21 protein-coding genes are annotated in these 19,557 nt (G+C 37.3%); 15 read left to right on the top strand and 6 right to left on the bottom strand.

The features are described 5' to 3' along the window. Window positions 1-88 precede the first annotated feature (88 nt). Window positions 89-880 carry a diadenylate cyclase CdaA gene (gene cdaA / locus GJU39_RS02455; RefSeq protein ID WP_154279108.1) on the bottom strand — a complete coding sequence of 264 codons (792 nt, stop codon included), beginning with the start codon at window positions 878-880 and terminating at the stop codon, window positions 89-91. Window positions 881-941: 61 nt separating this feature from the next. Continuing rightward, the gene (gene folP, locus GJU39_RS02450) at window positions 942-1,796 is read right to left on the bottom strand and encodes a dihydropteroate synthase (protein WP_154279107.1); all 855 of its coding nucleotides are present in this window, start codon (window positions 1,794-1,796) and stop codon (window positions 942-944) included. A 101-nt stretch (window positions 1,797-1,897) separates the two neighbouring features. Here folP and GJU39_RS02445 point away from each other — a divergent pair, with 101 nt between their 5' ends. The 4 genes from GJU39_RS02445 (at window position 1,898) to GJU39_RS02430 (ending at window position 5,288) form a co-directional block, all read left to right on the top strand. Continuing rightward, entirely contained in the window at window positions 1,898-2,440 is a 543-nt protein-coding gene (locus GJU39_RS02445) for a DUF1599 domain-containing protein (RefSeq protein WP_342448169.1), read from the top strand. Window positions 2,441-2,503: 63 nt separating this feature from the next. Next, window positions 2,504-3,658 (top strand): BT_3928 family protein, encoded by a 1,155-nt coding sequence (locus tag GJU39_RS02440; RefSeq protein WP_154279105.1) that lies wholly within the window; start codon window positions 2,504-2,506, stop codon window positions 3,656-3,658. Then, window positions 3,655-4,710 carry an ABC transporter permease gene (locus tag GJU39_RS02435; protein ID WP_154279104.1) on the top strand — a complete coding sequence of 352 codons (1,056 nt, stop codon included), beginning with the start codon at window positions 3,655-3,657 and terminating at the stop codon, window positions 4,708-4,710. The genes GJU39_RS02440 and GJU39_RS02435 overlap by 4 nt, the downstream gene beginning before the upstream one ends. 29 nt (window positions 4,711-4,739) lie before the next feature. Then, a complete protein-coding gene (locus tag GJU39_RS02430; RefSeq protein WP_154279103.1) occupies window positions 4,740-5,288 on the top strand; it encodes a shikimate kinase in 549 nt (182 codons plus the stop codon). On the opposite strand, the gene crtD is transcribed toward GJU39_RS02430, so the two are convergent. Together crtD and GJU39_RS02420 are read right to left on the bottom strand one after the other, a co-directional pair. Next, entirely contained in the window at window positions 5,285-6,757 is a 1,473-nt protein-coding gene (gene crtD, locus GJU39_RS02425) for a 1-hydroxycarotenoid 3,4-desaturase CrtD (protein ID WP_154279102.1), read from the bottom strand. The two genes, GJU39_RS02430 and crtD, sit on opposite strands and share 4 nt — an antisense overlap. A gap of 4 nt (window positions 6,758-6,761) precedes the next feature. Then, complete coding sequence (locus GJU39_RS02420) at window positions 6,762-8,465, bottom strand: M28 family peptidase (RefSeq protein WP_154279101.1); 1,704 nt, start codon at window positions 8,463-8,465, stop codon at window positions 6,762-6,764. A 303-nt stretch (window positions 8,466-8,768) separates the two neighbouring features. Here GJU39_RS02420 and GJU39_RS02415 point away from each other — a divergent pair, with 303 nt between their 5' ends. The 3 genes from GJU39_RS02415 (at window position 8,769) to GJU39_RS02405 (ending at window position 10,973) form a co-directional block, all read left to right on the top strand. Beyond that, window positions 8,769-8,879 carry a phenylalanyl-tRNA synthetase subunit alpha gene (locus GJU39_RS02415; protein WP_154279100.1) on the top strand — a complete coding sequence of 37 codons (111 nt, stop codon included), beginning with the start codon at window positions 8,769-8,771 and terminating at the stop codon, window positions 8,877-8,879. Between the two features lie 186 nt (window positions 8,880-9,065). After that, window positions 9,066-10,478, top strand: a complete 1,413-nt coding sequence (gene rlmD, locus GJU39_RS02410) for a 23S rRNA (uracil(1939)-C(5))-methyltransferase RlmD (protein WP_154279099.1) — start codon at window positions 9,066-9,068, stop codon at window positions 10,476-10,478. Between the two features lie 81 nt (window positions 10,479-10,559). Further along, entirely contained in the window at window positions 10,560-10,973 is a 414-nt protein-coding gene (locus tag GJU39_RS02405; protein WP_154279098.1) for a hypothetical protein, read from the top strand. 129 nt (window positions 10,974-11,102) lie between these two features. Here the strand turns inward: GJU39_RS02405 and GJU39_RS02400 are convergent, their stop codons facing one another. Next, a complete protein-coding gene (locus GJU39_RS02400) occupies window positions 11,103-11,807 on the bottom strand; it encodes a head GIN domain-containing protein (RefSeq protein WP_154279097.1) in 705 nt (234 codons plus the stop codon). A 127-nt stretch (window positions 11,808-11,934) separates the two neighbouring features. Here GJU39_RS02400 and GJU39_RS02395 point away from each other — a divergent pair, with 127 nt between their 5' ends. The 8 genes from GJU39_RS02395 (at window position 11,935) to GJU39_RS02360 (ending at window position 18,328) form a co-directional block, all read left to right on the top strand. After that, on the top strand, window positions 11,935-12,441 hold the full coding sequence (locus tag GJU39_RS02395) for a phosphoribosyltransferase family protein (RefSeq protein ID WP_154279096.1): 507 nt from the start codon (window positions 11,935-11,937) through the stop codon (window positions 12,439-12,441). Window positions 12,442-12,635: 194 nt separating this feature from the next. Next, complete coding sequence (locus GJU39_RS02390; RefSeq protein WP_154279095.1) at window positions 12,636-13,259, top strand: 1-acyl-sn-glycerol-3-phosphate acyltransferase; 624 nt, start codon at window positions 12,636-12,638, stop codon at window positions 13,257-13,259. Further along, window positions 13,256-14,353, top strand: a complete 1,098-nt coding sequence (locus GJU39_RS02385) for a glycosyltransferase (protein WP_154279094.1) — start codon at window positions 13,256-13,258, stop codon at window positions 14,351-14,353. Before GJU39_RS02390 ends, GJU39_RS02385 begins: the two co-directional genes overlap by 4 nt. After that, a complete protein-coding gene (locus GJU39_RS02380) occupies window positions 14,323-14,997 on the top strand; it encodes a carotenoid biosynthesis protein (RefSeq protein ID WP_154279093.1) in 675 nt (224 codons plus the stop codon). The genes GJU39_RS02385 and GJU39_RS02380 overlap by 31 nt, the downstream gene beginning before the upstream one ends. Window positions 14,998-15,030: 33 nt before the next feature. After that, a complete protein-coding gene (locus tag GJU39_RS02375; protein ID WP_154279092.1) occupies window positions 15,031-15,882 on the top strand; it encodes a 4-hydroxy-3-methylbut-2-enyl diphosphate reductase in 852 nt (283 codons plus the stop codon). 69 nt (window positions 15,883-15,951) lie between these two features. Continuing rightward, window positions 15,952-16,626 carry a fatty acid desaturase gene (locus tag GJU39_RS02370; RefSeq protein WP_154279091.1) on the top strand — a complete coding sequence of 225 codons (675 nt, stop codon included), beginning with the start codon at window positions 15,952-15,954 and terminating at the stop codon, window positions 16,624-16,626. 179 nt (window positions 16,627-16,805) lie between these two features. Then, window positions 16,806-17,816 carry a ferrochelatase gene (gene hemH / locus GJU39_RS02365; protein ID WP_154279090.1) on the top strand — a complete coding sequence of 337 codons (1,011 nt, stop codon included), beginning with the start codon at window positions 16,806-16,808 and terminating at the stop codon, window positions 17,814-17,816. Between the two features lie 5 nt (window positions 17,817-17,821). Beyond that, window positions 17,822-18,328 carry a gluconokinase gene (locus GJU39_RS02360; RefSeq protein ID WP_154279089.1) on the top strand — a complete coding sequence of 169 codons (507 nt, stop codon included), beginning with the start codon at window positions 17,822-17,824 and terminating at the stop codon, window positions 18,326-18,328. Here the strand turns inward: GJU39_RS02360 and GJU39_RS02355 are convergent. Then, window positions 18,318-19,538: a 3-deoxy-D-manno-octulosonic acid transferase gene (locus GJU39_RS02355; protein WP_154279088.1), complete on the bottom strand. Its 1,221-nt coding sequence runs from the start codon at window positions 19,536-19,538 to the stop codon at window positions 18,318-18,320. The genes GJU39_RS02360 and GJU39_RS02355 overlap by 11 nt on opposite strands. Between the last annotated feature and the right edge of the window lie 19 nt (window positions 19,539-19,557).

Genomic DNA, 19,557 nt, shown 5'->3' with positions numbered 1-19,557 from the left:
TTTGCTCTTTATTTTGGCCTAGATTTAGCGTTTTGTTCTTTGCTCCTTGCTCCTTCATCTTTGTTCCTTGCTCCTTCATCTTTGCTCCTTAAAAGTCTTTATTGAGCAATTTCTCCAGTTCTCCGAACGATACGTTCATCCGCACCCGGCCTTGTTTGGCATAAGATATTTCACCTGTTTCTTCCGAAATAATCACGGCAACAGCATCTGTAGTTTCAGAAACACCGATACCAGCACGATGTCTTAACCCAAACTGCGAAGGCAACTGGTCATTATCTGTTAAGGGTAAAATACAACTGGCACTTTTAATTTTATTCTCTGAAATCACTACGGCGCCATCATGCAACGGACTGTTTTTTTGAAAAATACTTTCCAGTAATCTTTTCGAGATCTTGGCATCTACCAGTTCACAACTGTTTGCAAAAAACTGCTCATCATAAAACTTAACAAAAACGATTAATGCACCTGTTCTGGTTTTTTTCATCGTTTTACAAGCATCTATAATTGGTTTTATCCTAGTCAGGTTATTGCGTTCAATCTCCTTTCTTCCAAAGAGATAGCCCCACCAGGCTTTGTTTTTTTGTAAAAATGCATTCTTCCCGATCATGAGTAGAAACCTTCTTATTTCCGGGTGGAAGATCACAATTAAGGCAATGATTCCAACACTCATAAATTTCTCTATGATGGTGGTAAGCAGTTCCATGTGCAGCCCTTTTACAACCCAATAAAACACAGTGATAATGAACATACCCACCAGCAGGTTCACAGCAAGGGTATTACGGATCAGGGTATAAACGTAATAGATCAACAGCGCAACCAGTACAATGTCTACCACATCTGTTACAGATATTTTAAGAAAATCGAAATCAAATCCTTTCATTTAAGGCAATTTATGAAAATAAGTTTAAAGTCTTTAACTGATCATCATCCAGGTGAGATAATTAACCGTTCAGCCTTTTCAATAATTCAATACATTCAACGGCTTCTTTTACATCGTGAACCCGCAAAATGCCAGCACCTTTTTGCAGGGCAACGGTATTTAAAACTGTTGTACCGTTTAACGCGTTATCTGCAGTAGTATTTAGTGCTTTATAAATCATTCCTTTACGAGAGAAACCAACAAGAATCGGGAGCTTAAATATCTTAAAAGCATCAAGCTGATTCAGTAATTTGTAATTATGTTCCATGGTTTTACCAAAGCCAAATCCAGGGTCAATAATAAGATCATGAACATGAAGTGCTTTCAACTCAGCTACTTTTTTTGCAAGATAATCGATCACTTCGAGCGTTACATTTTCATATGAAGGATTTTTATGCATGTTTTGCGGAGTTCCCTGCATATGCATCAACATATAGGGAACCTGCAAACTGGCAACGGTTTCAAACATACGTTCGTCCATATCTCCAGCCGAAATATCGTTAATGATATGGGCTCCGGCAAGTATGGCATCTTTTGCAACGCCTGCCCGGAAGGTATCAACCGAGATTACAGTTTCAGGAAATTCTTTCATAATGCTTTCTATCACCGGAATTAAGCGATCAGCTTCCTCATTTTCTGAAATATTACTAGCACCGGGCCGGGAAGAATAGCCGCCAATATCAATAAAAGCTGCGCCATCATTTAAATAAGCTTCGGTTTTAGTCAGGGCTTCATCTACAGATTTTGTTCTGCTTTTACTGTAAAAAGAATCGGGCGTAATGTTTAAGATAGCCATCACTTTTGGCGAACTTAAATCGAGAAGTCTTCCCTTGATATTTATACTTTGTTTGGGTTCAAAAAAGTTTTTTTCTGCCATGTTAAGCCCTTTCGGGATTTGAGTTTCACTATAAAAATGTATCTTTAGCTTTTGTTTTTTCACGACAAAAATACACTAAAACTTAATTAATATTGGCTTTGATACCAACAAATACCGCTGTAGAATTTGATGAAGTGATTGCAGTTTGCAGATCATTGTTTCTTAAAAAAACGAAAGATTATGGAACTGCATGGCGTATTTTAAGGCCAAGTTCAATCACCGATCAGATTTTTATTAAGGCGCAACGAATCCGCACATTGGAAGAGAAAAAGGTAAGTATGGTTGGTGAGGGAATTGTTTCAGAATACATTGGTATCATCAACTATTGCGCAATTGCAATGATCCAGTTGGAGTTGAACGAAACCGATCCACAAGAAATGCCATTTGAACAGGTTGCAAATTTGTTTGAAGAAAAAATAACGGAGACCAAAGATTTAATGTTCGCTAAAAACCATGATTATGGAGAGGCCTGGAGAGATATGCGGGTAAGTTCTTTAACTGATCTGATATTAATGAAAGTTTTTCGGGTGAAACAAATTGAGGATAATGACGGACAGACTTTAGCTTCTGAAGGAGTGAAAGCTAATTATCAGGACATGCTTAATTACGCCGTTTTCGCTTTGATTAAGTTAGGTATTAAGTAATTTAAGTCGATCTAAATAATCTCGCTTTGCTTAAAACCAATACATTTAAATAAATTAATACTGATGAGAAATATACTCTTAAGCTTTTCCCGATTTTTTGTAGGCGCATTATTTATCTTTTCAGGATTAATCAAGGCAAATGATCCGCTTGGATTTGGGTATAAGCTGCAAGAATATTTCGAAGTATTTCACCTGAATTTCCTGAGTCCGGCAGCAACGGGCATAGCCATTTTGCTCTGTACATTGGAAATTGTATTGGGTGCCCTGTTAATCTTAGGCTTTTGGAGTAAGAAAGTAGCCTGGGGTTTATTGCTGTTAATTATTTTCTTCACGTTATTAACATTTATTTCAGCTGCATTTAAAGTGGTAACCAGTTGTGGCTGCTTTGGCGACGCCATCCCGTTAACACCTTGGCAATCATTCAGTAAAGATTTGATTTTACTGGTGTTGATTTTGATTATCTTCCTCAATAAAAATGCAATTGAACCTTTATTTAAAAAGACATCCAGTCAGCGGAATATCGCGCTTGCGGTAATTTTAGTGTCGCTGGGATTTGGTTTGTACACTTACAATGTATTGCCAGTGATTGATTTTCTACCCTATAAAGTGGGCGCTCATATTCCATCGTTAATGGTGATTCCTCCCGGAGAAAAACCAGATGAGTTTGAGATCATGTATCACCTGAAGAACAAGAAAACGAAGGAAGAAAAGGATATGAGTGATAAGGATTACCTTAAAACTGAAATCTGGAAAGATAATAACTGGGAAATTATTGGCGAACCCGTTAAGCGTTTAGTTAAGAAAGGCTACGAACCAAAAATCAAAGACCTGGTCATTAGCGATGCATCAGGTACAGATTACACTAAGGAAATTATTGAGAACCCTTACTACAGCCTTGTTTTTGTGGCTTACGACTTAAAAAACACCAACGAAAGTGCCATTGGAAAGCTAAATGCCATTGCCATTAATGCTACTCAGCAGTTTAATATTCGTACCGTGCTGTTAACATCGAATGCGGCACAGGATGCAGAAGTTTTCGTGAAAAAGAATAACCTGTTTTCAGAAGTATTTTATGCTGACGCTGTTCCGCTAAAAAGTATGGTTCGGGCAAACCCAGGGGTTTTATTATTGAAAAACGGCGTTATCGTAAACAAATGGCACAACCATAATGTGCCAACTTTCGATCAGCTGAGCCGAAAATATTTTGACGTACAATGATTGGATACGCCCTGAAAAAACTGCTTTATGGCTTCCTCGTAATGGGGGGCGTTGTGCTGGTTGTTTTCTTGCTTTTCAATATCCTGCCTGGCGATCCGGCGAGGATGACAATGGGGCAGCGTGCCGATATACAATCTTTAGAAGCGGTTAGGAAAGAATTTGGACTGGATAAATCGAAACCTGTTCAGTTTCTGCTGTATATTAATGATCTTTCACCAGTTAGTGTGCTTGATAATGATAGCACCTCGAGGGCAAAATACCACTTTGTTAAATTAATTGGTTTTGATAAAAAAGCTTTGGCGTTAAAGTGGCCTTATTTACGAAGTTCCTATCAGACAAAGAGAGATGTTACGGCCATACTTTCAGAAACAGTTCCGAATACTTTTATTCTGGCACTAACAGCCATGATTTTTGCAACTGTGATTGGTGTTTTTCTTGGCGTACTTTCTGCAGTTTATAGAGACACCTGGATAGATAAATCTGCAAATGCCTTCGCTATTCTTGGTATTTCGGCACCTTCGTTTTTTGCCGGGATTATCATTGCCTGGATTTTTGGCTTTATGCTCAGCGATTATACCGGCTTAAAAATGAGTGGGAGTTTATATTCCTATGATCCTTTTAGCAGTGAAATTTTAACCTTAAGAAATTTATGGTTACCCATGATCACATTAGGCCTAAGGCCACTGGCGATTATTGTTCAACTCACCAGAAGTGCAATGCTGGATGTTCTGGCGCAAGATTATATCCGTACGGCTAAAGCAAAAGGCTTAAGCAGAAACGCCATCATCTATAAACATGCATTGAAAAACGCAATGAACCCGGTGATTACCGCAATTTCTGGTTGGTTTGCATCCTTACTTGCAGGTTCATTTTTTGTAGAATATATCTTCGGTTATAACGGCCTGGGCAGAACAACCGTTACTGCGCTCGAAATGTCTGATTTCCCTGTGGTAATGGGCGCTATATTATTTATTGCCTTCGTTTTTGTGGTGATTAATATATTGGTTGATATCCTATATGCCTATGTTGATCCGAGAGTAAAATTAAATTAATCCCTTAAAAAAGAAAATATACGATTGATATGAATACTGAAATTTCGCATTCCCCATTAGCAGATTTAAGTGTTGGAGTAATCTTCCTGATCGGTTATATGGGATGCGGGAAAAGTACTAAAGCAAAGCAATTGGCTCACCGTTTAGATTGTCCCGTTATCGATTTGGATTCAGAAATTGTAAATAAATCTGGAAAAACAATAGCAGAGTTTTTTACTGCATTTGGCGAAAGTGGTTTTCGTGATTATGAACGGGAGATGTTGAAAACCTTCCATTATCCGGAAAAGTGTGTCGTGGCTACTGGTGGCGGATTACCATGTTTTTTCGATAATATGGAGTGGATGAATGCCAATGGTACAACCGTTTACCTGCAGATGGAGCCTGCGCAACTGGTATCCAGGTTACAAAACAGGCAAAAGCGGCCTTTGATTAAGGACTTAGATGACGTACAGTTGCTAAACTTCATTAACGAAAAGCTGGATGAGCGGAATCCTTTTTACACCCAGGCCAAAGTGATTGTAAATGCCTTTGATCTGGATGTTGAAACACTTGAGAAAGCTATAGCTGAAGCAGTTTAAGATGGCAGATTATCATCAATAATTTTAGCCGAAAGAAGTGCCAGCGGAATTCCTCCTCCCGGATGTACGCTTCCTCCACAAAAATAAAGACCATCAATTTTTTTACTGAAGTTTGGATGCCTTAAGAAAGCCGCAAACCTGTTATTTGAACTGTTTCCGTAAAGTGACCCCTGGTAAGATCCGGTTTTACTTTCAATACTTCTCGGATCAAGAATTTGCTCACAGATAATCTCCTTCTCTATATTCCTGTTCAAAATCCGGCTAATTTTTTTAATAATATTAGCCCTGGCTTCTTTGATTAATAAGTCCCAGTTTTGACCGTTGTTGGCAGGGACATTAATCATCACAAACCAGTTTTCACTGTCATTTGGCGATTCTCCCCTGATGTGTTTAGCAGTAATATTGATGTATACCGTAGGATCATTGCAGATGGTTTTCTCTTTCCAAATCGCATTGAATTCACTTTTATAATCTTTAGCGAAAAGAATATTATGCAAGCCCAGGTCGCTATAATTTCCATCCATACCCCAATAAAAAATCAAGGCAGAACTGCTGCGTTCCTGACTTAATAGCTTCTTCGGGGCATCAATGCCCTTGAGTAAATTTTTATAAGTAAACCAGATATCGAGGTTAGACACAACAACTTCTGCTTTATAGATTTTATCGTAAATCTTTATGCCCTGTATTTTAGTTTTCGAGCTGTCAATAAAAAGAATTTCCTCTGCTTTCTGGTTATAGTGGAACTTAACCCCCAATTCTTCGGCCAATTTTACCAAAGCGGTAACGATGCCATATATGCCGTTTTTTGGTAGAAAAGCACCAAAATGGTATTCAAAATGCGGAATGACATTCAAGGTTGCAGGTGCCTGGTAAGGATCGGAGCCATTATAAGTGGCATAACGGTTGAATAGCTGAGCTATTCTTTCATCCTTAAAAAACTGCTCATTGGCCTTACTTTGCGATCGAAAAGGATCGATCTGTAAAAACCTGAAAATTGATTTTAGCGTATCCCAGTGTAAGTAACTTTTTAATTTATGCAATGTGCGTTCCAGAAACACCTGATGGGTAATCTCGTAAATGGTAGCACTTTTTTCTAAGAAACGATGTACTTCTTTAGCCTTAGAATTGGTTTTTTCCTCTATTTCCTGCGCAAAAAGTTCAATATTGGATTTTGCCGTTAACCTTAATCCATCTTCATAAAAATAGCGACAAACTTCTTTCAGTTTGATATAATCAAAATAATCTTTTGGATTTTTGCCTGCGAGGATGAAAAGTTCATCTATATATTGTGGCATCGTGAAGAGGCTGGGGCCGGTATCAAACCTGAAACCATTCATTTTGATTTCGCCTAATTTGCCGCCAGGTTTAGAATTTGCTTCAAAAACATCAACCTGATAACCTTTTACAGCCAATCGAATGGCGGAGGCAATTCCGGCAATTCCTGCTCCGATAACTATTGCTTTTGCCATTAATTTATTTTAATTCTGATAAATAAATTTGTGTTTGCTTTTCGATTTCGCCACTCGCAAATTTGATAGAAGAGCCAACTCTGGTTGTTTCCTGCTTTACTGGCAACCGGTTAACTGTCGCTAAAGCATCAATATACCATTTGCTCCAAACCTCAAGAATGTGTTTCTCATCGGCAACAGGTTTTCCTTCTGCAATTGCTTTTTTACTCAGTTCAAATTCAGTGTTTAAACGAATCAAGCCATCATTCTTCATCTGGGTAACCGTTGCACTGGCTGTGTTTTCATCTGCAGAGAGTAAACTATAAGCTGCGGTTAGTGCGCTGATACCTATATTTTTCATTTCTGTGGAAGATACCTTGTCGATTCGATCATTATCGGTATGATAAAACACATCGGTAAAATGCCACATCAATAAACCAGGGATTTTATTTTGCAAAAAAGGCGTGTGATCACTTCCACCTTCAAATGGATTAAAATTAACCGTCCAGTTCGCGAATTTTCCCTGTGCTTTACAAATATCGAAGATGAAATCATTAAAATAATGCGGAAAAAGATCTTTTTCTTTTACGTCACCAGCGCCCCATTCGGTATGTTTATCATTCCCCCTGGTCCAGATGGCAGAAGGATCTGGCATTTTTTCAATCAGAAACGAGCCGCCAGTCTTCCTGGTGTCTTCTCCAACCATATCCAGGCTCATTCCCCACATAATATTTTTCGCTCTTGCGGTATCTTCCGTGATGTATCTTTTGGTAGATACAATTTCATCACCCCATAAAAAAGTAAGGCTACGTTGAGGGGTAATTTTTTTCGCCTGATAAAGTTCAGCGGTTAACCTCGCCATTTCTGCCAGGGTGCCTACGCCACTAGCATTATCATTTGCGCCAGGTTCTTGTACGTGGGCACTAAAAACAAAACGTTCATCAGGATTTATACTGCCTTTTACATTGGCTACAATTGTTAATTCTTCTGATGGATAAATTTTGGTCTGGATATCTACTTTTAATTTCGTTTCGCCTTTTAAACATGCAGCTTTTAATTGTTCTTTGGCAGCATAAGATAGGAGTAAGGTCCAAACATCGCTGTTGGCTTTCATACTACCGAATTGAATAGAAGTCTGATTAATTTCCGGCTGCGTATATTTAGGCATGGAATAACCTAAAACACCGATAGCGCCGGCTTTAGCAGCCAGTGGCAGTAATCTTGAAGGGTTATTTTCAGAAAAAATGATTTTTCCCTTTAAATCTAATTTTTCAATTTCTGAAGGATTAATATTAGCAAGGTAAATCACATCTGCCGTTGCGCCACCTATAGGCGTAGAACCGCAATTAATGGGAATCATGTTGCGGTTGGTTTGATAAGAAATTAACGGTTTTGAGGTGCCAATAATATCAATGCGTGCATCAACAGGCTCCCAGGTATTATTCTTCATCGCACGTTTTTCAATGCGATACGTTAAAGGTGCTTCAAATTCATTCAATTTCTGTTCTACAAAACCCGCCTTTTTTAAAATATTTTCTACGTATCTGATACTCGCATTGAAGCCGGTATTTCCGGGAACCCGAAAATATTTTTCAACGAAAGCAGTAGTTTGGTAGGCATTTCTATCGTTGAAACCAGTCCGGGTTAATTTAAAATATTCATCAGCGGGAGTTTGCGCATGGGTGGTTATCCCTGCAAACAGTAAAAGAAAAGTGATTTTGGCTTTCATTGTGGTAAATAAAAACGAAAGATACTAAGAATATTGCTACCTGTTTTATAGTATTGGTGTAGCGGAGGCTGTTATTTATTAAAGGCAGAAAACCTTCAGGATAAAAATAGAGGGAGATATGGCGTATAGGCAGATGTATGAACGGCAATTAGGATGGACTAAATATAAAACTTCCCAATTAACCTAACTTACATGGATTTTCTGCTTATAAACTTAAAGGATTCTTAATATAAGCTTAACTTATACCGTTTTGGTTTTCGGTATAAAATTTGTACTATTGTAATAATAGAAGGGTTTTTTATCATGAGCAAAGAAATATTAGAATTTTCTGTATTAGTAGATGAAAAATTTGACCTAAAATTTAATTGGTTAGATGGCTTTTGGGGCGTTGTATTTAAGTTTTTTGGAAGATAATTTTTCATAACTAATTTTATATTTAAAAGGTGTTGCCACCTGATCAGATTTCTATTGCCTTTATTTTCCAATTCCCCTCTCCTTAATTATTCCTTTTACTTTATCGTTTATGCATGCAGCATTAGTCTGCAACCATTAGGCTTTCCACTTTAGTCTTTCAGCTTTTAGCCTTATATTTGCAGCATAATGAGTAGAAGAAAACCAGGTACGGTAACCATAATTCCAAACGTACATATAATTGATATTGCTGAAGAAGGAAAAGGCGTTGGCAAGGCCGATGAGTTAGTGATTTTTGTCGACAAAGCTGTTCCTGGCGATGTAGTTGATGTTCGGTTAACCAAAAAGAAAAAGAATTTCGCGGAAGCGATTATTGAGCAATTACATGAGAAATCTGTATTGCGTACAGATCCCTTTTGTCCTCATTTTGGAACTTGTGGTGGTTGCAAATGGCAGCATATGGGCTATGATTCTCAACTAAAATTTAAACAAAAGAATGTAGAGGCTGCGTTACAGCGGCTTGGTAAAATAGATACCTCAAATGCTGAACCTATTTTAGGATCGGTTAAAAACAGGTATTATCGCAATAAATTAGAGTTCACCTTCTCAAATAAACGTTGGTTAGACAGAACAGATATCGACCGTGACGAGGAGTTTGATATGAATGCTTTAGGCTTTCATGTTCCGTTACGATTTGATAAAATTCTGGATATTGAACATTGTTATTTGCAGGATGAGCCATCGAATTCGATAAGAAATGCGGTTCGGAAATATGCTTTGGATCATCAGTTATCATTTTATGATTTGCGAAACCACGAAGGTGTATTGCGCAACCTGATCATTCGTACGTCGTCTACTGGAGAGGTAATGATTGCCGTTGTTTTTGCTTACCCTGATGAAGAGCAGATTAGTGGCTTGATGAATTTCCTGAAAACAGAATTCCGTCAAATTACTTCATTATTGTACATCGTTAATCAAAAGAAAAACGATACGATCTTTGATCAGGATGTTCATCTGTTTTCCGGAAGGGATCATATTTTTGAAGAAATGGACGGGATCCGCTTCAAGATTGGCGTAAAATCTTTTTATCAAACGAATTCTGAACAGGCTTTTGAATTGTATAAAATTACCAGAGATTTTGCAGGATTTAAAGGAGACGAATTGGTTTATGATCTCTATACCGGTGCCGGTACCATTGCCAATTTTGTTGCTAAAAATGTAAAACAGGTAGTAGGAGTAGAATATGTGCCAACCGCAATTGAAGATGCAAAGTTTAATTCTGCATTAAATGGAATTGACAATACGCTTTTTTATGCTGGTGATATGAAAGATATTCTTACTGCTGATTTTATTACCGAACATGGAAAGCCAGATGTGGTTATTACAGATCCGCCACGGGCAGGTATGCATGCTGATGTAATACAACGTTTGCTGGAAATGGAATCAGAAAAAATTGTATATGTAAGCTGTAATGCTGCAACACAAGCTAGAGATTTAGAACTATTGAATGAGAAATATGAAGTTGTTCGCATTAAACCTGTAGATATGTTTCCACACACGCAACACGTGGAAAATGTAGTTTTATTAAAGTTAAAAGGATAAAATTAAAATTTTGAATGGTAGAATATCGATTGGTAGAATTACTAATTCGATCATTTACTCAATTAAAATTCAATATTATATATGGATAGAGAAGAGTTATTAAACGCCACACCAGAGGATAGCGGATCACCACAGAAAAAGCAGGAAAGTCCACTGGTAAGTTTGGAGAAAGATTTAGCGTTTTATGCTGATGCGATCAAAGAAGTAGGTATTGAAATTATGGTGGAAGGCATTTCTGCTCACCCCATTTTCATTGCCCACCAACACCAGGTTAGCATTGGTGAAATGATTTTAAATAAGGAAGAATTAAATACAGATTGGTCTATCCAGGCTTCTACACTGGAAGAGTTTGTTGAAAAAGGAATCATCACCAAAGAAAAAAAAGAACCGTTTTTGAAGGTTTATAAAAGACCTGAAGATTATATGTGTGTTTTTGTAGTTGTACCTGAAGGTGCGAATTTCATTTACTATCCTTATCATAAATCGAAAAAATAAATCAGAATTATTGGTTATTCCTGATTATGCGCCGTTGGGAATGATTTTTCAGATTAAAATTATTTATAAAAGAATAAGCCGCTTTGCATCCACAAAGCGGCGAATTTATCATTAACTAAACTAAAGTTCTTAATTGGCGTGATGCACATCTCCGCTTTTTGAGCTTGATGTTTTATTTAACGCTGCATTTCCTTTGTAGGTAACGTCGCCACCGCCACTTGCAGAAGCTTCCAATCCTTTATTTACGTAGATATCTACATCAGACCCGCCTGAAGCCTGCACTTTTGCATAATCTGTAATGAATTGAAAGGCATCAATATCGCTCCCTCCGCTAGATTGGATAGTCATATTCGCTGCTTTACCTTTCAAAGTGATATCGCTGCCACCACTAGACTGAATGGTTAAATCGTTACTGATCACAGTTAAATTGATATCTGAACCACCCGAGGCCCTGATTGCCAGCTTATCTGTTTTTAGCTGGTTTTGCGAAACCACATCTGATCCTCCGGATGCGGCAATTTCATTTAATGTTTTATAGTTAACATAAGCCTTTATTACACGGTTTTTAAACATGCTGCTCCATTTAATACCATCTCTAAACTTGATTATGATCTCATTTCCATTTTGTTCTACAAGTATATCCTTCAGCGTTTCGCCATCAGATTTAACAACTACACCTTCGCTATTGCCTTGAGTGAGGTACATATCTATTCCGCTGCTGATACCAATACTATTAAAGTTTTTTACCGGAAAGCTTTTGCTATCCTGAGCCTTTGCGGTGTAAGCAGAACAGGCAATAAATAAGATAGCAGATATTTTGATCAGGTTTTTCATAATTTTGTTTTTGGTTATTGATTAGACGCAGGTAGAATGGAAACGTTGCAAGCAATAGAAATTATTTTTCAAATAGTTTGAATTTCACCCTTAAAATCGTTCTTTTTGTATTCAATCCTTTTATACAATGACATCGCAAATCCTCATACTTAATAAGAAACAGATTCAGCAGAAGATAGATCGAATCGCGTATCAAATCCTGGAAGATAACCTGAACGAGAAAGAGGTGGTGCTGGCAGGTATTTGGGACCGGGGCTATAAATTAGCGGTTCGTTTAGAAAAGGTTTTGAAAAAAATTTCTGGTTTTAAGCTTACACTTTTACGTATTGATCTTCAGAAAGAAAGTAGCAAACTGATTGCTACCACAGATTTAGACGAAAGCTACTGGAAAAACAAAGTCGTTATCATTGTTGATGATGTTTTGAATAGTGGCAAAACGCTGGCGTACGGTCTGGGTGTATTCCTGAATACACCGCATAAAAAAATTCGTACGGTAGTGCTGGTAGATAGAAGTCATAAAATTTTTCCAATTGCTACTGATTTTGTTGGTTTGGAACTCGCTACCGTTTTAAAGGAGCATGTGGATGTGATTATGGATGTGGAGGGGGAAGAAGATCGGGTTTATCTAAGCTAAATATTTTTACCACTCCGTAATTTTTATTTGCGCCTTGAGTTTATATGAACCTCACATTTATATAGATCAGTGCGGGAAGGTTTTAGTTTTTATTTAAGGAGAAATTAACTCCAATTTGAGGTTAAAATCGGTTGTTTTCGTCTTTCGGTTGAGCTAAATTTGCAATTCACCTCATTTTTTTGCAATTTTCCAACATGTACCATCCTCGAAAAAACAATTTAATTTATCGCTTTTTCTCCTGGTACATTGAGTATATCATTAAAAAAGATTTTGCAAGTCTTAAATATAATAATATCGACATCAAGGCGAATGCATCAATTTTAATTTTGGCCAATCATTTTAGCTGGTGGGATGGCTTTTTCATTTTCTACATCAATAAGAAGTTTTTTAAAAAGCAGTTCCATGTTTTAGTAAATGCTGAAAATTATGGTAAAGTTGGTTTTTTAAAGTATCTCGGAGCATTTGCCGCAGCACACACCGGGAAAGATGTTTTGGGAATGCTGAATTATGCAGGCCAATTACTGGATGATAAAAATAATTTAGTGCTCATTTTCCCTCAGGGTAAATTACATTCCAATCATTTGAAAAATATCACTTTTGAAAAAGGAGTTATGCAAATCATCAAATCCAGTCAGAAGAGATTGAATATCATATTTGCGGCAACATTTGTGGATTATTTTTCCACTCGGAAACCAACAGCGCATACCTACCTTCAGAACTGGGAAAGCGAAGAGTACATGAGTCTGCAGTTGTTAAAAAGCGCCTATAATAAACATTACGATCAGTCAGTTGTTAAACAAACACAAATTACTGAATGACCATTTTTATTTATGCCGTTTTAATTTTCCTGGTGATCCGTTTTTCGGTCACGGTTTTCAACTTTCTTTCCAATCCGAAGTTGCCCAGGGTGATCAAACATTACGATGATTTTGTATCCATCTTAATCCCTGCCCGTAATGAGGAAGAAAACATCATTCAATTGCTCGAATCGATAAAAAGCCAGGATTATAAAAACTTTGAAGTTATTGTATTGGATGATAACAGCAGTGATCAAACCTATGACAGGGTAGCTGCTTTTTCAAATCAAAATCCTCAGTTTCGTGTAGCACGTGGAAATGAACTCCCAAAAGGCTGGCTTGGTAAAAATTACGCCTGCTATCAATTGGCGGCGCTGGCAAAAGGAAAATATCTACTTTTTGTAGATGCAGACGAAACCATTAAAAGAGGTTTTATCAATAGCCTGATTAGCCGGATGGAGCTTGGTAACCTGGCATTGCTCAGTATTTTTACTAATCAGGTAATGAAATCGGCAGGCGAGTGGCTTACTATTCCGTTAATGCACTTCATATTATTAAATCTGTTGCCATTAAGATTGGTTAAATTTTCTGACAATCCTGCGTTTTCTGCAGCAAGCGGACAGTGCATGTTTTTTAAGGCCAATAATTATAAGGAAAATCAGTGGCATGAACGGGTAAAGAACAAGGTGGTAGAAGATGTGGAGATTATGAAAGCCGTAAAACTTCAAAAATTTAATGGGGAGGCTTTATTAGGCAATGGATTGATTTACTGCCGGATGTATAAAAACCTGGATGAAAGTTTACATGGCTTTAGTAAAAATTTACTTGCAGGTTTTGGTAATAACGTGATTATCTTACTACTTTACCAGCTTTTGGTTACCATAGGGCCGTTAATTTTATTGTTAAACTTTAATATCTCTTTGCTTGTATTACCATTAACATTAATTTTTTTAAGCAGAATAATGATTTCCTATTTATCAGGTCAGAATGTTTTAGTCAATTTGATTCTTCATCCTTTCCAGATGTTTTTCTTCTTAATAATCTCATTTTTATCCATTATACAACACATATTTAAAACAGGCACATGGAAGGGCAGATCGATCAAGGCGATTTAAAAATAAAAAAGATTGCAGTCGTGGTAATTGTCATTTTCCATGTGGTTGGCTTAGCCGGTTTTTTAATTCCAACGCTGCAGTCCTACTTCATGAAGATGGTGCCGTTTCACCTGCTTTTAATGTTTGCCATCATTGTTTATACCTATGTGGGTAATGTTAAACGACTTCTATTGTTTGTTTGTGGCGTTTTCTTGTGCGGCTGGCTGGTAGAAGTTCTTGGCGTACATACGGGTAAAATTTTCGGGCGTTATTACTATGGAGATACTTTAGGTTATAAAATTGCTGCAGTACCTTTATTGATGGGGATTAACTGGGTCATTCTGATTTTCAGCATCGGCCAGATGGTGAAGGGTTTTAAGATAAGGAACAGTATTTTAGCCTCCCTGGTCGGAGCATTAATGCTCATTACTTTTGATTTTTTTATGGAGCCGGTTGCCATGAAATTTGATTACTGGCAATGGGATTGGCACGAAATTCCGCTTCAAAACTACATGGCCTGGTTTATCGTATCTATTATATTATTGAAGTTTTATTATGCCTTAGACCTTAAACAGCAAAAATATATTGGAACAGCCATGTTTACCTCTCAACTGGTGTTTTTTGTTGTCTTGTACATGACAACCGGAACAAATATTTTTACGTAATTTTGTACGGTAATTTAGCTGTAAATTAAATTAATGAACAATTTAAACTTAGAAGTCAATATAGATAAATCATCGGGGTTTTGTTTTGGTGTGGTTTACGCTATCGAAATGGCCGAGGATATTTTAGATAATGAAGGTTATTTATATTGTCTGGGTGATATTGTTCACAATGATGAAGAGGTGGAGCGCTTAACAAAACGCGGATTAAAGATTATCGATCATGAGGTTTTACAAAACTTAAGAAACGAAAAGGTTTTAATCAGGGCGCATGGCGAGGCACCATCAACTTATCAGCTGGCTTTAGAAAATAACCTTACGCTGATCGATGCCTCTTGTCCGGTAGTGTTAAAATTGCAAAACAGAATCAAGAACTCTCACGATGATGATGAGCAGATTTTGATTTTTGGTAAACATGGTCACGCTGAAGTGATTGGTTTACAGGGTCAAACAGATGGAAAAGCAATTGTTTTTCAAGATTTAGCAGAGCTGGATCATGTTGAATTACCTTCGAAATTTACCCTTTATAGTCAAACCACAAAAAGTACCGATAAATTTTATCACATCAAAGATGAATTGCTGAGTCGCGGCTATGAGGTGAAAGCGAATGATACCATTTGCAGGCAAGTATCCAACCGATATCAGGAACTGGAAAATTTTGTAAGTCATTATAACAAGATCATTTTCGTTTCAGGCAAGAAATCATCTAACGGAAAAGTACTTTATGATGTATGTAAGAAATTTAACAATCAATCATACTTCATTTCAAACCTCGAAGAGTTGGATTTAAGCTGGTTTGCAGAAAACGACAAAGTTGGCATCTGCGGGGCTACCTCTACTCCAATGTGGCTAATGGAAAAAGTGAAAAATGCTTTAGAACAATTTTAACGCTTTATTTTCCTAACTTTCTTTAGCGTTAACTGTTTATTTATATTGTAAACATTTAATATTGTTCATTTGAAAACAAATCAGGCGTATTTAGGGGTTCTAGTTGCAGTAGCGGTAATTGCTATATGGTTTACGTCCCTTTTTTTCCTGTTGCGCTGGAATTTCGCCTGGAGTAATCCGCTGGTTTACCTGATGATTTTCGTTCAAATGCACCTATATACGGGTTTGTTTATTACCGCGCATGATGCCATGCACGGTACAATCTCTCCAAATAAAACGATTAATAATTTTATTGGTTACCTTTCTGTATTCCTCTACGCCGGCTTTTTCTATAATCAATTATATTCCAAACACCATAAGCACCATAGTCATGTGCATACTGAAGAAGACCCTGACTTTGCACCTCATGGTTTCTGGAAATGGTATTTAAGGTTCATGCTGAATTATGTAACCGTTATTCAGCTTGTAATTATGGCCCTCGCTTTTAACATTTTGCAAATCTGGATCGACCAGAAAAACCTTTTACTGTTTTGGGTCTTGCCATCGTTGTTGAGCACTTTCCAATTGTTTTATTTTGGAACATACCTGCCACACAAAGGAGAACACGATAATGAATATCACTCTTCAACACTGCAAAAAAATCATTTGATTGCTTTTTTTACCTGCTATTTTTTTGGATATCACTTAGAGCACCATCAAAAGCCAGGCACACCATGGTGGCAATTATATAAAACAAAAGGATAAATAATTCTATTTCGATCTCCATGCCTTTACTGGGAAATCCTTATCTATCCGCTGTTCAAGACTTACAGCGATAGGCAAATACTACTTTTTCTTGACTAAAAAATGCCAGCATCACATTTTAACGATAGGTAAAAGATAATAAAAACGCGATATTTGCGCAACGAAACATATTTTTATCAATGAGCAAAAAGGGAATTTTACTTGTAAATTTAGGAACACCTGATAGTCCGGAAACGGCTGACGTTAGAAAATATCTTGATCAGTTTTTGATGGACGAGCGGGTAATTGATATTCCTAAGTTGAACAGAACACTATTGGTTAAAGGAATCATTGTTCCTTTCCGGAGTCCTAAAACAGCTAAATTGTATAAAGAAATCTGGAACGAAAATGGGTCTCCACTACTATATTATAGCCGTTTACAAGCTAAAATGTTGCAGGAGAGATTGGGTAATGATTACCATGTAGAACTGGCGATGCGCTACCAGAGTCCCTCTATTGCAACCGCATTATCCAATCTAAAGGCAGGTTTGGTAGAGAGTATTCAGGTTATTCCAATGTTTCCACAATATGCTTCTGCCAGTTCGGGTTCGGTAATGCAGCTGGTAATGGAGCTTGTAAGTAAATGGCAAACCGTACCGCCAATCTCATTTGTTAATTCCTTTCATGATAATGAATTGATGATAAAGGTGTTTGCAGAAAATGCAAGAAAACATAAGGTAGAAGATTTTGATCATGTGCTTTTTAGCTTTCACGGATTACCTGAACGCCAGCTTTTAAAATGCGATCATACGGGAAGCTATTGTTTAAAAACTGCAGATTGTTGTCAGACTTTAAATGATACCAATAAATTTTGTTACTCTGCTCAGGGGCATGATACTGCCCGCTTAATTGCAAAAGAATTAGGTCTAACAAGAGATCAATACACCGTTTGCTTCCAATCGCGACTGGGAAAAGAACCATGGGTACAGCCTTACACTACTGATGTGTTAAAGAAATTAGCAGCAGAAGGTAAAAAACGTTTGTTGGTTTTTAGTCCTGCTTTTGTGGCCGATTGCCTGGAAACACTTTATGAAATTACGGTAGAATACCATGAAGAATTTAAAGCCCTAGGTGGCGAACATGTGCAGTTGGTAGAAAGTTTAAACGACAGCCCGGTATTTATTGAGGCGTTGGCTGATATGATAAAATAAAATAGATGGCAGGTTTTATAATTTTAATGGGAGTTTCCGGAAGTGGTAAAACGGTTATCGGTAGAGCGCTTGCTCCGGCCATCCATGCTGAATTTATCGATGGCGACAACCTACACGCTCAAAGAAACGTAGATAAAATGGCTGCGGGTATTCCACTTACTGATGCAGATCGGCAAGATTGGTTAGCGCTGATTGCTAAGGTTGGACATCGGCACGTAACGGAGGGAACAAGTTGCATTATAGCCTGTTCTGCACTCAAAAAAGCCTATAGAGATTTATTGAGAAAAGAAAATGAAACTATTCGTTTTGTGTACCTACAAGGGAGTTTTGAGTTAATTTATGACCGGATTTCTAAAAGATCTCATCAATATATGCCATCAAGTTTGCTAGAAAGTCAATTTGAAACCTTAGAAGAGCCGCAAAGTGATGAGCCAGATGTTTTCGTGGTTTCGATAGATCAGGAAATCTCTGAAATTGTTGAGGAAATAGCAAAGGCTAAGCTTATTTCGTAATCATCGAAATGATCTGATCTGTAGCACCTTTTTTATCTTCTACATATTTTTTCGCTGCGTTTGCCGTGGCATTATTCATCTTTAATTGCTCAAAAGCTTCAATAAGTTCAGCATCTGTAGTAATTGTCTTCGCTGCACCGATAGCAATCAAATCTTTTGCTTCCTGAAATTTATCGTATTTAGGACCAAAAATCACCGGTAAACCAAATGCCGCAGCTTCTAACGTGTTGTGAATTCCAGCACCAAAACCACCACCAATGTAAGCTACCTTTCCATATTGATATAAAGACGAAAGCATACCAATGTTATCGATAATAAGGGTTTGGTGTTTAGCATTTAGCGTTTGATTAGCAGAACTGAAAACCGAAAACCGTAAACTGCCAGCCGGAAACTCTTTCTCTATACTTTCGATGTGACTATCGTGAATTTCATGTGGTGCTATAATGAACTTCCAATCCGGATATTTTTCCGGCAAAGCCGAGAGTAATTTTTCATCTTCAGGCCAGGTACTGCCACAAATTAGCGCAGGGCAATGGCCTATAAATTTTTCAATCAAATCTAACTTTCCAGGGGTTTGGGCATTTTCGAAAACCCGGTCAAAACGGGTATCGCCATTGATGATTACCTGATTTATTCCAATGGATTTTAATAACCTTTCACTTTCCTGATTTTGAACAAAGAAGTAAGTAACGGATGATAAGATTTTACGATAAAAGCCACCATACCATTTAAAAAAAGCTTGTCCGGGTCTGAAAATACCTGAAATTACATATAAAGGAATGGAACGGTTATGAAGCACTTTGAAATAATAATGCCAAAATTCATATTTAGTAAATATGGCCATTTCCGGATTTATGGCATCGATAAAGCGCTTTGCATTGCTTTTCGAATCTATGGGGAGGTAAAATACATCAGCTAAGGCATAATTCTTTCTGATTTCATATCCGGATGGTGAAAAGAAAGTAACTACAATTCTCTTCGTCGGATATTTCTCCTTTAATTTTTCCAAAACAGGTCTGCCTTGCTCAAACTCTCCTAAAGATGCAAAATGAAACCAGATGTGTTTTTGCGTAGCATCTATCCGCGCTGCGATTTGTTCATAAACATCTTTACGGCCATTAATGAAAAGTTTAGCCTTGGCATTAAAGAGGGAAAAGATCCTTATTATTAGAACGTAAATCTGAATTCCGGCTGTGTAAAGCAAAAGCATAAGTGTAATTTCATATCTT

The organism is Pedobacter petrophilus (assembly GCF_009674725.1).
Lineage (GTDB): Bacteria > Bacteroidota > Bacteroidia > Sphingobacteriales > Sphingobacteriaceae > Pedobacter > Pedobacter petrophilus.
This window is presented reverse-complemented; position numbering and strand designations above follow the sequence as displayed.

Excerpts from the sequence above, each read along its gene's own strand:
- folP (WP_154279107.1), bottom strand. The coding sequence starts at position 1,796 with ATGGCAGAAAAAAACTTTTTTGAACCCAAACAAAGTATAAATATCAAG.
- rlmD (WP_154279099.1), top strand. The coding sequence starts at position 9,066 with ATGAGTAGAAGAAAACCAGGTACGGTAACCATAATTCCAAACGTACAT.
- cdaA (WP_154279108.1), bottom strand. The coding sequence starts at position 880 with ATGAAAGGATTTGATTTCGATTTTCTTAAAATATCTGTAACAGATGTG.
- GJU39_RS02430 (WP_154279103.1), top strand. The coding sequence starts at position 4,740 with ATGAATACTGAAATTTCGCATTCCCCATTAGCAGATTTAAGTGTTGGA.
- GJU39_RS02375 (WP_154279092.1), top strand. The coding sequence starts at position 15,031 with ATGAACAATTTAAACTTAGAAGTCAATATAGATAAATCATCGGGGTTT.
- hemH (WP_154279090.1), top strand. The coding sequence starts at position 16,806 with ATGAGCAAAAAGGGAATTTTACTTGTAAATTTAGGAACACCTGATAGT.
- GJU39_RS02360 (WP_154279089.1), top strand. The coding sequence starts at position 17,822 with ATGGCAGGTTTTATAATTTTAATGGGAGTTTCCGGAAGTGGTAAAACG.
- GJU39_RS02415 (WP_154279100.1), top strand. The coding sequence starts at position 8,769 with ATGAGCAAAGAAATATTAGAATTTTCTGTATTAGTAGATGAAAAATTT.
- crtD (WP_154279102.1), bottom strand. The coding sequence starts at position 6,757 with ATGGCAAAAGCAATAGTTATCGGAGCAGGAATTGCCGGAATTGCCTCC.
- GJU39_RS02405 (WP_154279098.1), top strand. The coding sequence starts at position 10,560 with ATGGATAGAGAAGAGTTATTAAACGCCACACCAGAGGATAGCGGATCA.
- GJU39_RS02420 (WP_154279101.1), bottom strand. The coding sequence starts at position 8,465 with ATGAAAGCCAAAATCACTTTTCTTTTACTGTTTGCAGGGATAACCACC.
- GJU39_RS02380 (WP_154279093.1), top strand. The coding sequence starts at position 14,323 with ATGGAAGGGCAGATCGATCAAGGCGATTTAAAAATAAAAAAGATTGCA.
- GJU39_RS02440 (WP_154279105.1), top strand. The coding sequence starts at position 2,504 with ATGAGAAATATACTCTTAAGCTTTTCCCGATTTTTTGTAGGCGCATTA.
- GJU39_RS02390 (WP_154279095.1), top strand. The coding sequence starts at position 12,636 with ATGTACCATCCTCGAAAAAACAATTTAATTTATCGCTTTTTCTCCTGG.
- GJU39_RS02435 (WP_154279104.1), top strand. The coding sequence starts at position 3,655 with ATGATTGGATACGCCCTGAAAAAACTGCTTTATGGCTTCCTCGTAATG.
- GJU39_RS02395 (WP_154279096.1), top strand. The coding sequence starts at position 11,935 with ATGACATCGCAAATCCTCATACTTAATAAGAAACAGATTCAGCAGAAG.
- GJU39_RS02385 (WP_154279094.1), top strand. The coding sequence starts at position 13,256 with ATGACCATTTTTATTTATGCCGTTTTAATTTTCCTGGTGATCCGTTTT.
- GJU39_RS02400 (WP_154279097.1), bottom strand. The coding sequence starts at position 11,807 with ATGAAAAACCTGATCAAAATATCTGCTATCTTATTTATTGCCTGTTCT.
- GJU39_RS02355 (WP_154279088.1), bottom strand. The coding sequence starts at position 19,538 with ATGCTTTTGCTTTACACAGCCGGAATTCAGATTTACGTTCTAATAATA.